The organism is Spiroplasma clarkii, from assembly GCF_002795265.1.
Taxonomy (GTDB): Bacteria; Bacillota_I; Bacilli_A; order Mycoplasmatales; family Mycoplasmataceae; genus Spiroplasma_A; species Spiroplasma_A clarkii.
In genome coordinates this window covers 901,398-913,943 of the sequence record NZ_CP024870.1, presented here as the reverse complement: position 1 = coordinate 913,943, position 12,546 = coordinate 901,398, and the positions used below count along the sequence as shown (strand labels likewise).

The following is a 12,546-nucleotide window of genomic DNA, read 5'->3' as shown; positions in this document are numbered from 1 at the left end:
TGGTAAAAATATGCTTGATAAAATAATTAAAAACACTTGTAGTGTAGCACTGGGACTACTAGCACTTGCTAGCGTACTGGTTGCTGTAATAATAAATTTGAGGTAAAAAAAATGAAAAATTTAGTATTTGATATTGGTGGTAAATCTACAAAGATAGCAATTTTTGAAAACCAACAAATTGTAAAAAGAGATCTTTTAGATTATCACAATGAAATTTATTCAGGAAAAAAATTACTAACTGAAATTAATAATTGAATCAAAGCAAAAATAGCAATTGAATCTATTGATAACATTTGTATTGCATCACCAGGAATAATTAATACAAGAACTGGAGAAATTAGCGGCTTAAGTGCCATTGAAAATCTTACTCAAATTAATTTCAAAACATTTTTTGAAAATGAGTATAAAATAAATGTTTTTGTAGACAATGACTCCAATTGTGCTGCAATTGCAGAATTGGAATTAGGAGTTTTAAAAAATTGTGAGAATGGTTTAATGTTTGTAATAGGAACAGGGCTTGGTTGTTCAATTATTGTTAACAACAAATTACATAAAGGTTCACATTTGCTTGCTGGTGAAATTGGTGCAGGTTTATCAAGATATGAAACTGGAGAATTTATAAATAATTCAGTTGACTGTGCCACCTTAGGACTTGAATGAAATGTTGAAAACAAATATAAATTGAAACTTTCTGCAAAAGAAATTTATAAAGAATTTGAAATTAATAATAAATTTGAAGAAGAAATTAACTTTCAAATTCATAACTTAGCTAAGTTAATTGCAAATTTAAGTTTTGTAATTGATCCAAAAATTATTGCCATTGGGGGAGCAATAAGTGAAAACAAAATATTTATAAAAAAACTAAAACAAGCGATTTCAAAAATTATTATTGATTCAGAAATGCCTCAATATTTTGAGATAAAAACTTGTAAGTATTTTAATGATTCAAATTTAATTGGCGCTAATTTATTAGCAAAGAAATAAGGGGGATAAAATGAAAATTAAATTTAAAAAAGATTTTTGATTTGGGGCAGCATCATCTGGCCCGCAATCAGAAGGAAGTAAAAATAAAGTAAATAAAAGTATTATGGAAACATGATATGATCAAACACCAACTGATTTTTTTGAAGGAGTTGGACCAGATGAAGTAATTGACTTGTACTCAAGACATACTGAGGCAGTTGAGTTACTTGATGAAATTAAATTAAATAGTTATCGAACATCAATTCAATGAAGTCAACTAATAAATAATTTTGAAACACTTGAAGTAAATCAAGATGCAGTAAATTTTTATAGAGATTATTTTAAAGAAGTTAATGCGAAAGGTGCAAAATTAGTTGTAAATTTGTTTCATTTTGATATGCCAACAGTTCTCCAAGAAATTGGAGGTTGAACCAATAGAAAAGTAGTTGAACTGTTTGAAAAATATGCAAAAGTATGTTTTGAATTGTTTGGGGACTTAGTTGATTATTGATCAACATTTAATGAACCGGTGGTACCAGTCGAACTTGGCTATTTGTATGGTGTTCACTATCCAAAACAAACTAATTTTTCTGAAGCTTTACTAGCAGGTCATCATACAATTTTAGCTCATGCAAAAGTGGTAAATGTTTTTAGAGAGGTTTTTAAAAACCAAAGTAAAAAACAAATTGCAATTATTTTAAATCTGACTCCAACATATCCAAAGAATGATGAGGCTGAACATGTCAATGCTGCAAGAATTCGTGACTTGTTATGTAATAAAACATTTCTAGAGACTGCAATTTTTGGGAGATACCCAAAAGAGTTGGTGACTCTTTTAAAAAATGAAAACCTTATGCCTGAGTTCCAAAAAACAGATTTAGAAATAATTGCCAAAGCTAAAATAGATTTTTTAGGAGTAAACTTTTACCAACCTTGTCGTGTTCAAGCACCAAAACCTGAGAATAAGGATTATCCTTCACCACAAAGATGATTTGAAGAGTATATTCTCCAAAAAAGAAGAATGAATGAATCAAGAGGTTGAGAAATTCATCCTAAAACCATTTATAATATTGCAATGGATATCAAAAACAATTATGACAATATTCCATGATATATTTCAGAGAATGGAATGGGAGCACATAATGAAGAACCTTTCAAAAATAGTGATGGCATAATTCAAGATGATTATCGAATCAATTTTATTAAAGAACATTTATACTTTTTGCATAAAGGAATTGCTGCTGGTTCAAACTGTTTTGGTTACCACCTCTGAACTTTAATTGATAATTGAAGTTGAAATAATGTATTTAAGAACAGATATGGTTTTATTGAATTTAATCTAAAAACTAAGGAATTTAAGGTTAAAAGTTCAGGACTATGAATCAAGTCAGTTAGAGAAAACAATAATGAATTTGAAATTGAAGAGAGTTTAATTGCACTAAGTGAAGGAAATCAAAATGAATAGGGAACTTAATTTTGAACAAATTTCCTTTCAAATTATTGCATCTGCAGGTGAAGCAAAAACCAATGCCATTAATTCAATTAAATTAGCAAAAGAAAATAAAATTTTTGAAGCTAATTTATTAATTTCTGAGGCAGAAAAAAGTATGATTGAAGCTGAAAAGGCTCATATGGAGGTAGTTGTTGAAGAAGCTAGGGGAAGCAAATTTATCTTTCCAGTTATTTTTATGCATGCTGAAGATCAACTTTTAACAACTCAAACAATTATTTTGATGGCTAAGGAATTTATAGAAATTTATGATAGATTTAATAATGTTAAAAATTAATTAATGGTTTTGAAAGGCATTTGAATAAATGCCTTTTTTAGATTTCAAATTTTTATTGTTTGAAAATTCCTCTCAATTTCAAATGCTAACTATGATTTACACACTTTTAACAGAACTTTATAAAATAATTTAGTGAAAATATTAGTTACAAATAATGATTTTATTATGATTCTATTCAAAAAATTATGACAAAAAATTAGTTTACTAGCAAATATTTTTTATTTTGTAAACTTTTAATTTATAAATTTTCTAAACTTTTATATGTTTCAATTATTGACGCATTATTTAGGTTTGTTATAATTTTTTTGAAAGGAGGAAGGATGAGAAAACTATTGTTAGCAATAAACCTATTTTTACCATCAACTTTAGGAATATATTCATGAAAGTGTTCCACATCAGAAAATTCCCCTTCAAAACCAACAATTTTTGGGACGTTTAATGATGGTTATGGTAATAGTGATATTTTACAAATATTAAAAACAGCAAAGTATTATGACATTGAAACAACTAAATTTGAACCAATAGAGTTCAATCCAGATAAAACCTTGCTAAATGAAGTTCCCAGTTACTCAGATTTTACTGACTGAGATGGCAAAAATATAAATTTTTATAAAGGAGCACCATTAGATCAAGCTTCATCAAATCAACTTTTCGATGTCTTTGTTGAATCTAAAAATCAACAAAGTTCTGAAAATGTTGAGTATGAATTTTCTTTTACTGGAAATTCTGATAGTGAAAAAGTATATTTATTTTTTCTAAAGAAAGAGTCTGGATTTTATAATTTAGGTATACCTTATACAAAAACTGAAGAAGTCTTTGCTTACTATATAGATCTTGAAAAAATAACTTATACAGATTTGACATTAATACCAGACTATGATGACAAAGATATTCTTAGGTTTTTAAAAGATGAGGCAGCTGTTTATAATTTTGAAAGTAGTGCTTATGAGAATATACCATTTGTTGGAGATTATAAAATAGCAAAAGATTTTTTTGATACAAAAGAGTTTGATGAAAATGGTGAAGTTTTAAACTTTTATGAAGGAACTTTATTTGATAATAAGTCATCAAATTTATTATTTAATTTTTTTGAAGAAACAATTGATCTTGAAGAAAATGAAAATTATACTTATAAATTTTCATTGGAAAGTAACTCTAGGTTTAATGTTTGTTGGATATATTTATTACAAGTTAATCAAAATATTGCAACTAAAAATTCAATTATTACAAAATCTATATATGAAGTACCATTATATAATTTTGAATATATGTAAAATATTTTAAAAAACATTATAAGACATGCAATTAATGTCTTAGTAGGAAGATAAATGCTATCAAAAAATTATTATCAATTTTTGGTACACTAGGATTAACAATTACTAGTGGTACATCAATGATTACAAAGAACAACTATGAAAATTATCAAGAATTAAACATTAATGAAAAATATTATTTAAATTCATTATTAACAAAATCATATAGTGAAAATACACTAAGCTTTGCACAAGAACAAAATAAAAAAATTTCAGAATCAGTTTCAACTTCTTGAAGTGGTTCAAAAAGTAAAAGCACAGATACTGTCACAGTTGAAACTAATAGATACAATTCAATCAATAATAAAAGTTATTTATTAAATAATTTCAAATATGTGCAAGTTGAAATGTCTGTTGCAATTGGAATTTATGAAAGTAATAGTAGTAATTATTCATTTTTTAGAGGAATAGTAAAGTTTCAAACTTTATTGACTAATGTGTCTACAGATACAAGTATATTATCTAAACCAACAATAAAGTATGGTAATAAACTAGTGATTCCAAAGGATGCATCCTCAGGAATAGGGTTAATTGGAACTGGAACAGATGCACATTTTGAATTCAATCACACTACAAGTGGAATTTATAAAAAATATGCATATATGAATGTTGGTTTTTATTGAAATAATGCTGGTTCAATTGTTATTAGACATAACGTCTATATGTATTTTAAAAATGCTAATACTAAAACAAAATATTTGAATGTTTCATGAGATATATCTAAAGTTAATTTGCTCTCTTAGATGTAAAACTTTATTTTATAAATACATAGTAATTTACAAAAAGAATTTTTTAGAATTGTTTTTGAGGAGGAAAACAAGTGATAAATATAAAAAATGTTAGCAAACATTTTCAAGAAAAGACTGCTAATAAAAAAATATCAATTGAAGTAAAACCAAATGAAATTTTTGGTATCTTGGGTCCTAATGGTGCTGGAAAAACTACACTAATTAGGCAGGTTCTGGGTTTTATAAAACCTGATTCTGGTGAGATACTTATAAATAATGTTAACCCATGAAATAATTCAAAAAAACTAATGCTGGATGTTGGCTATCTTGCTGGTGAAATAGCAACATATGATTTTATGACTGGAAGAGAGTTTATTGATTTCAATATTAAGTTTAAGCAAAATACTAATAAGGAATTTTTACAAGACCTCATTGATTATTTTGATTTTGAACCAAGTTTAAAAACTAAAATAAAAAGAATGTCAAAAGGGACAAAACAAAAAGTTTCAATAATTGTAGCTACAATGAATAAACCTAAGTTTTTAATTTTAGATGAACCAACAAGTGGACTAGATCCAGTAATGCAAGATAAGTTTAATAAACTGATTTTAAAACTAAAAAAAGAGGGAACAACTGTGCTTTTGTGTTCTCATATGTTTGCTGAGGTTATAAAACTTTGTGAAAGAGCTTGCTTTATAAAGGATGGCACCATAATTAGAGAAATAGCAACAGATTCACTTTCAGTTGAAAGTTTAGAAAAAGATTTTTTGGCATTATATTCTACAAAGGAGTTAATTTAAAATGGAAACATTTAAATTTAACAATAAAATCTTGGCCTTTCATTTGAAAATGGCTTGAAAATGAATTCTCTTTTTTGGTATTGTAGCAATTTTTGCTACCTCAGCTGCTATGCTTTTTGCTCAAACAGTTCCTGGAGAAGTAATTCAAGGACCATATATTGCAAGAATCTTTATTTCTGAGAATACAGCTGAGAATGGTTCAAACTACCTTTTTATTGAAACATCTCAGTCAGGGGTTATTAATGGCTTTTTGTTTACAGCACCCAGTTTATTGATTTTGGGAATAATTTCAACAGTTTTTATTAATGATTTCATTTTGAAAGAAATTAATCAAGGAAAAATCCTTTCCTGATTAACATTTGCAGTTTCAAGAAAACAAGTTATTTTACTTAAGATAATTGCTATTAATGTCATTAATTTAATCTTAACTTGTACAATGTCAATCATTATTATGGTTTTTTGTGCTCTTGCTGTGGATGCAAATCAGTATTTTGGTAGAGTGGTATTATATTGCTTTAATTTTATTTTATTTAATCTAGTTTTTACAACCATTCTAGCACTAGCTGCTTTATATATGACTGAGAAAATTAGAATCTTTAATTTACTAGTTGCCATAATTTTGTTATATCTTTTTATCACTTGATTCTTATACTTTGTGGTCTATGTTGGACAAGGTGGAGACATTCAAGAAAATGCTTTTAGAGGGTTAAAAGCAGTGAAGTACTTTTCAATTCAAAGTTTCATAGTAAATCCTCTTGATTTTACAGATAAATCTAAAACAGTTGAAAACATTGTTGGAGATTATTTTGTAGTGACTGAAGTATTTGAACTAAATCAAAAAAATGAGTGATTACTTTGATTTGGACCTATTGCATACCTTGGAGTTTTAGCTAGTACAGGTTACTTGTGTGCTTGAAAATTTACAAGAGCAGAAATTATGGTTTAAAAATAGACCTAGCATTTTAAAACATATAAAACTCACCATTGGTGAGTTTTTTAAATGCTATTTGTAATAATTGCTTCAAAAATATCTTTTGAACAAGTTTTAATAGTTCCTCTAGAGTTAACTTTTGTGTAATCAACTAACATGAATTTTTTTGCAGCATTTTCAATCATCTTTTTAATAATAAAACTTTCATAAATGTCATTACAGTAAATGTAGTCACTGTCATAATGATCACAACTCATAAATAATTTATCTACATTAATTTCATTAATGTGATCTTCAAGCATGGGTCCATAGGTTGAGCGCTTTTCTTTATTAATAATCCCTCCAAAAATAATAGTCTTTTTTATGTAACCATTATTTATGGCAGCAAAAGCTATTTCAACTGAATTGGTTAGTAATAGTGAGATGGGTTTATTAATTTTCTTTACAAAATAGTGCATTGTTTTACCACTAGTGACAAATAAACTATCATCTTCATCGATTAATTCAATTGCTTCACTTGAAATTGTTTCATAATGTTTATCAAAATCAAATAAATCATAAACTTTGTCACTGTTGTACTTTTCATAAGTTAAGATATCAATACTTCCATATTTTAGTTTTAAATAACCCATAGCTTCGAGTTTGTGCAATTCCCGACGAATTGTAATTTTTGAGCACTCAAACAAATTTGATTTTTTTAAAAGTGTCTTGGTCGATCTAACATTTTTCTCTTGAATATAATCAATTATTTTTTTTGTTCTATTTTTGCTCATTTTTTTAAAAAAGTAAAATTTCCAAAAAATTTTACAAATCTTCCTTTCAAAATGATTATACCTTGATAATTTCCAGATAATTTATCAATTTATCAAAATATGAATACATTTCAATTTTTAAAAAAATTTTTATGATAATTTGAAATTTTTATATTTTTACCAATAGTGATTAACTAATAATGTAGGATAACTACTAGAAAGGAACTAGATATGCTTTTAGAAAAAGAAAGAAATTTACTAGTTAAATATGGTAAAAAGATTTTTGAAAATAACTTAACTGTTGGAACAGGTGGTAATCTAAGTATTTACAATCGTGAATTAAACTTAGTAGCTTTAACACCCAGTGCAATTCCATACAAAAAAATTAAACCTGAAGATATTTGTGTGGTTGATCTCAATGGAAAAGAGGTTGAATGTAAACAAAAGACCACTAGTGAAATTGCTATGCATCTTGAAATTTATCGTCAACGAGCAGATGTTAATGCAGTAATTCACAGTCATGCAAAGTACTCAACTATTTTTGCAGTTTTACACAAAGAACTTCAACCAATTTTACATGTTTTTGGTTTTGCAGGTACAAAAACAGTCCAAGTGGCACCATATGCCACATATGGAACTAAAAAAATGGCAGAAGTAGTTTGTCAAACATTAGGTCCAACTGCATATAATGTCTTGTTAGCAAATCATGGTAATCTCAGTGTTGGAGTTGATATTGAAAGCACATATAATGTTTTAGAAGAATTAGAATTTTGTGCTGAAATTCAATGAAAAGCTGAATGTATTGGTAAACCAGAATTAATTAGTGATGCTGAAATTGATAATCTAATTAATAAGTTTTATCATGAAGGTTATTAAGATGAACAATTTTGATAAATATTTTCTGGTTGAAGAATGCTACTTTGATGTTAGGGTTCAAGATTTTGCTGAATTAATTGCTAAATTTAGTCAAATTTTCATAACAAAAGGTTATGTTAATGTTGACTGAGCTCAAAGTATGTTAACAAGAGAAAAAAATTATCCAACTGGACTAGATATGGGAGCACATTGTATTGCCATTCCTCACACTTATAGTGAATTTGTGCAGACATCCTTGATTGTTCCTGTAGTTTTACAACAAAAAATACCCTTTGTCCACATGGGTAGTCAAGAAAATATTATTGATGTTGAGGTGATTTTCTTTTTATTAATTAAAGAACCACATCAACAAGTTGATGTGCTAGCAAAAATTTTAAACTTATGTAGCCAAAAAAACTTTATAACTGAGCTTAAAACAGCAAAAACTCAAACAACTATGTATGAAACTGTTTTAAGAAATCTAAATAATGGAGGGATATAAAATGAAAAAACTAATTGTCGCTTGTGGAAGTGGAGTTGCCACATCTCAACTAATTGCTTCAAAAGTAGGAATGTTACTTGAAAAAGCCAATGTTGATGCAGTGGTTGAAGCTGTTGACATTAAATCACTAGATACTTATATAAAAACTGCTGATGGATTTATCTCAATAGTTAATGATGGTATTAATAGAGGTATACCTGAATTTAATGGGATTGCTTTTCTAACAGGAGTAGGAGAGGATGAAGAACTTCAAAAAATAATTGATTTTTTACAAACTTAATTTTTAAAACTGAATAAAGGAGGAAAAAAAGCATGAGTGTGTTTATTACGATCTTTACAACACTTGGAGCTGCAGTGTTTTTACCAATAATATTTTTCATTGTTGGGTTATGTTTGCGACTTAAAGTAAAAGATGCCATAATCTCAGGTATGACCCTGGGAATTGGATTTGTTGGTATGGGAATGTTGATTAACTTTATGTTTGGTTATATGCAACAAACCATGACTCAATTTAATGATTTAACAGGAATGGGTTTAAAAGGAATTGATTTAGGTTGATCTCCTTTGGCTGCAATTTCTTGAGGATTTGTTTGAGGTTTATTGTTTTTACCAATTCAAATTTTCATTAATATTTTAATGATTTCTTTGAAAAAAACTAAAACTTTAAACTTAGACCTTTGAAATATTTGAAACAAAATCTTCTTAGCAATTATTGTTATTTCACTATTAACTGCCATGGGTGCTGAAAAATATGTAGCCATTCCTGTAGCAATGGTGATTGGAAGTATTCAAATTCCTTTTGAATTAATGTTAGGGGATGCGGTTCAAAAAACAGTCTTTAAAGTTACAAAAATTCCTGGAATTACTGTACCTCACTGTATGGGGTTCTTTGGAGCAATTTGTTGACCTATTGAATTTTTACTAAGAAAATCAAAAGTTCTAAACAAAGATTTTAATGCAGCAGCATTAAGAAAAAAAATTGGAATTTTTGCAGATAATGGATTTATTGGTTTACTGATTGGTTTTGTGATAGGTTTAATTGCTTATTGACCAGTTCCAGGTCAACCAGTCCAAATTTACATGGCATTATTAATTGCCATTCAAACTGCAACTGCCTTGGTTCTTTTCCCAATGGTTGCTCGATTATTTATGCAAGCCTTAGCTCCAATTTCAACTGCAGTTGATGGTTTGATGAAAAAGAAATTTAAAGGTAAAGAACTTTATATTGGACTTGATTGACCAGTAGTGGCTGGTAGTCAAGAATTATGAAGTGCTATGGTAATTTGAGTACCATTTACTTTAGCTTATTCTGTGGGAATTGGGTATGCTATTAGTGATTTTGATACTAGACTAGCACCAATGTTGCCTTTGGCAAGTATTATCAACACTTCATTAGGCCCAGCAATCTTACTAGTAACTCGTGGGAATTTAATTCGCATGATTATTTTAGGGTTAATTGTTCAACCAATTTTCTTACTTGGAGGAGCTTGAGCTGGTCCTGTAATTACAGATTACATTAATCAAAATCCTGAAGTTTTAAACCAATTTGATGAAAAGGTTCGTGAATACTTTAGAAGTGGAACCACAATCAGTTCTGCTGGGGTTGAAGCTGTTTGATACAGATTTTCACTAGCTTACATTGCATTAGTAGTAATGCCTAATGCAGCTGATCCAATTTTTGGTATGAAATACTCATACTTAATGGGATTTGCTTTATGATTTACTTGATTAGGATTATTTATTTGGTACTATAAATCTCTGATTAAAGATGGTTATAAAATAGCCCTTGAAGAAAAATTAATGACTCAAGATCAAGTTGAGTTAGAAATACTTAAAACTAGAATGAAATGAAACTATTTAAGAAAAATATTTAAAAAAGAACTTGTCACAATTGAAGGTTTTAGTTCATTAAGAAAATATGAAAAAGCAATTGATGCAGCAAAACTTGCAGCAGCTACTACTGCAAGTCAGGAGGGTGAATAAATGAAACCACAAAAAGCACAAGAATTTAAAAAACAAAAAGTCAATTTGCAAGTCAACTGATATAGTTTGCTGATAAAAATAATTTACACTTTTGGACTATGTAGTACTGCAGTGGTCTTTACTTTTAGCATAATTAATGGTTGATGACCAATAACAATCATTTGTGGTATTTTTTCTATTATTTTTAGTGTTTTATTTAAAAAAATCTTTTATAATCAAAGTGACAAGAAAGCTGGATATGAATGTGTTTATGATGCTGCTGTTGATGGCAAGCTTAATGAATAACAAACTAGGGTAATTAAAAAAAGTTAATGCCACTATTGTTTCAGACTTGTCAAAATAAGAATAGGAGTGAGAAAATTGATGAAACAAATTATTAATGATAAAGTTGATTTAATTCAAGAGATGACTCAGGGAATTGAATTTGCAAGTAATTTTAAATTAAAAAAAGTTAATCAAAGCAACATTTTGATCACAGCAAAACCAAACCCAACTAAAGTTAGTTTGATTTCTGGAGGGGGTAGTGGGCATGAGCCCTCACATGCTGGATTTGTTGGAGATGGAATGCTTGATGGTGCAGTTTGTGGAGAAGTCTTTTCTTCTCCAACACCATTTGATGTTTTTGAAGCAATAAAAAGTGTCAACAATACCCAAGGTGTTCTACTAATTGTTAAAAACTATTCAGGAGACATTATGAACTTTACTATGGCTTGTGATATGGCCAATGAAGCTGGAATAAAAACTGATTATATTGTGGTTGATGATGATATTGCTGTTAAAGATAGTTTATATACTCAAGGTCGTCGTGGAATTGCTGGAACAGTTTTAGTACATAAAGTTTTAGGTTACTTAGCAAAACAAGGTTCATCACTAGCAGAATTAAAAGAATTTGGAACTAAATTAATTAAACATATCAAAACTATTGGAATTGGTTTACATGCTTGTACTTTACCAACCACAGGTAAAGCCAGTTTCGAAGTAAAAGATGATGAAATTGAATTTGGTTGTGGAATTCATGGAGAACCTGGTGTTAAAGTAGAAAAACATGTTAGTGCAAAAGAATATGCTCAAAAAATGTTGGCAAGTTTAGATGCTGAACTGAAATTTGATACAAAAAAAGAATACATCTTATTAATAAATGGTTTTGGTCGAACAACTTTATTAGAACAATACATTTTTACAAATGCTGTGGTCTCACAATTAAGTGCAAAAAAAATTAAAATAGTTCAAGTAAAAGTTGGTAACTACATGACTTCATTAGACATGAGTGGTTTATCTCTAACTGTTTTAGAAGTATTTGACAAACAAATTATGACAGCCATTACAAGTTCAGTAGATATTTTAGGAAACTTATTTTAAATGTCAGTCACAAAAACATTAGATTTTAGTAAGTGTTTTTATGAACTTGTGCAACAAAACCTGGAGTTATTAAATGATTTAGATAATGCCATTGGTGATGGAGATCACGGTAGTAATTTATTAAAAGGTTTAGAATACTTTAAAGTAACTCACCAAACCAAAAGTTATACTAGTGAAGCAGAGATTTGAAAAGATTTAGCTATGAGCTTTTTAGCAAAAGTTGGAGGAGCTTCAGGACCTTTATATGGTTCAGCTTTCCTAGCAATGGCAAAAGTTGTTGGAGTTCAAAATTTTGGTGAAGTTTTAGTTACAGGAAGTAATCAAATTAAAGTGTTAGGAAAAAGTGATTTAAATCAAAAAACTATGCTAGATGTTTGGATTCCAGCAACTAGTTTATACCAGGCACAAAAATTAACTGTGGCAAAAATTGATGAACTTGTGGAAAAAACTAAATTAATTCCTGCTATTAAAGGTAGAGCCTCATATTTAGGTGAAAGAGCTTTAGGTCATATTGACCCAGGTTCATATTCAACAGGTTTAATGTTTAAAGCAATTTTGCAAGCAGGTTTATAA

15 protein-coding genes are annotated in these 12,546 nt (G+C 28.5%); 14 read left to right on the top strand and 1 reads right to left on the bottom strand.

The window, feature by feature from the left end:
• The first annotated feature begins 111 nt into the window (after positions 1-111).
• The 7 genes from SCLAR_RS04100 (at position 112) to SCLAR_RS04070 (ending at position 6,537) form a co-directional block, all read left to right on the top strand.
• A complete protein-coding gene (locus SCLAR_RS04100; protein WP_100254663.1) occupies positions 112-984 on the top strand; it encodes an ROK family protein in 873 nt (290 codons plus the stop codon).
• A gap of 10 nt (positions 985-994) precedes the next feature.
• Entirely contained in the window at positions 995-2,428 is a 1,434-nt protein-coding gene (locus SCLAR_RS04095) for a glycoside hydrolase family 1 protein (protein WP_100254662.1), read from the top strand.
• The gene (locus tag SCLAR_RS04090; RefSeq protein ID WP_100254661.1) at positions 2,421-2,750 is read left to right on the top strand and encodes a PTS sugar transporter subunit IIA; all 330 of its coding nucleotides are present in this window, start codon (positions 2,421-2,423) and stop codon (positions 2,748-2,750) included. Before SCLAR_RS04095 ends, SCLAR_RS04090 begins: the two co-directional genes overlap by 8 nt.
• A gap of 320 nt (positions 2,751-3,070) precedes the next feature.
• Positions 3,071-4,024 (top strand): hypothetical protein, encoded by a 954-nt coding sequence (locus SCLAR_RS04085; RefSeq protein ID WP_100254660.1) that lies wholly within the window; start codon positions 3,071-3,073, stop codon positions 4,022-4,024.
• 119 nt (positions 4,025-4,143) lie between these two features.
• Entirely contained in the window at positions 4,144-4,806 is a 663-nt protein-coding gene (locus SCLAR_RS04080; protein ID WP_100254659.1) for a hypothetical protein, read from the top strand.
• Positions 4,807-4,883: 77 nt separating this feature from the next.
• Positions 4,884-5,591, top strand: a complete 708-nt coding sequence (locus tag SCLAR_RS04075; RefSeq protein WP_100254658.1) for an ABC transporter ATP-binding protein — start codon at positions 4,884-4,886, stop codon at positions 5,589-5,591.
• Between the two features lies 1 nt (position 5,592).
• A complete protein-coding gene (locus SCLAR_RS04070; RefSeq protein WP_100254657.1) occupies positions 5,593-6,537 on the top strand; it encodes an ABC transporter permease subunit in 945 nt (314 codons plus the stop codon).
• A gap of 50 nt (positions 6,538-6,587) precedes the next feature.
• On the opposite strand, the gene SCLAR_RS04065 is transcribed toward SCLAR_RS04070, so the two are convergent.
• Complete coding sequence (locus SCLAR_RS04065; protein WP_100254656.1) at positions 6,588-7,295, bottom strand: DeoR/GlpR family DNA-binding transcription regulator; 708 nt, start codon at positions 7,293-7,295, stop codon at positions 6,588-6,590.
• A 210-nt stretch (positions 7,296-7,505) separates the two neighbouring features.
• Between SCLAR_RS04065 and SCLAR_RS04060 the strand changes: the two genes are divergently transcribed.
• The 7 genes from SCLAR_RS04060 (at position 7,506) to dhaL (ending at position 12,546) form a co-directional block, all read left to right on the top strand.
• Positions 7,506-8,150 carry a class II aldolase/adducin family protein gene (locus SCLAR_RS04060; protein ID WP_100254655.1) on the top strand — a complete coding sequence of 215 codons (645 nt, stop codon included), beginning with the start codon at positions 7,506-7,508 and terminating at the stop codon, positions 8,148-8,150.
• Entirely contained in the window at positions 8,137-8,631 is a 495-nt protein-coding gene (locus SCLAR_RS04055; protein ID WP_100254654.1) for a PTS sugar transporter subunit IIA, read from the top strand. Before SCLAR_RS04060 ends, SCLAR_RS04055 begins: the two co-directional genes overlap by 14 nt.
• Position 8,632: 1 nt before the next feature.
• Positions 8,633-8,911 carry a PTS sugar transporter subunit IIB gene (locus SCLAR_RS04050; RefSeq protein WP_100254653.1) on the top strand — a complete coding sequence of 93 codons (279 nt, stop codon included), beginning with the start codon at positions 8,633-8,635 and terminating at the stop codon, positions 8,909-8,911.
• 32 nt (positions 8,912-8,943) lie between these two features.
• Positions 8,944-10,614, top strand: coding sequence for a PTS transporter subunit IIC (locus SCLAR_RS04045; RefSeq protein ID WP_100254652.1), 1,671 nt, complete (start codon positions 8,944-8,946; stop codon positions 10,612-10,614).
• Positions 10,615-10,899: a hypothetical protein gene (locus SCLAR_RS04040; protein ID WP_100254651.1), complete on the top strand. Its 285-nt coding sequence runs from the start codon at positions 10,615-10,617 to the stop codon at positions 10,897-10,899. It abuts the gene before it with no gap.
• 78 nt (positions 10,900-10,977) lie between these two features.
• Complete coding sequence (dhaK, locus tag SCLAR_RS04035) at positions 10,978-11,973, top strand: dihydroxyacetone kinase subunit DhaK (protein WP_100254650.1); 996 nt, start codon at positions 10,978-10,980, stop codon at positions 11,971-11,973.
• Positions 11,974-12,546, top strand: a complete 573-nt coding sequence (dhaL, locus tag SCLAR_RS04030) for a dihydroxyacetone kinase subunit DhaL (protein ID WP_100254649.1) — start codon at positions 11,974-11,976, stop codon at positions 12,544-12,546.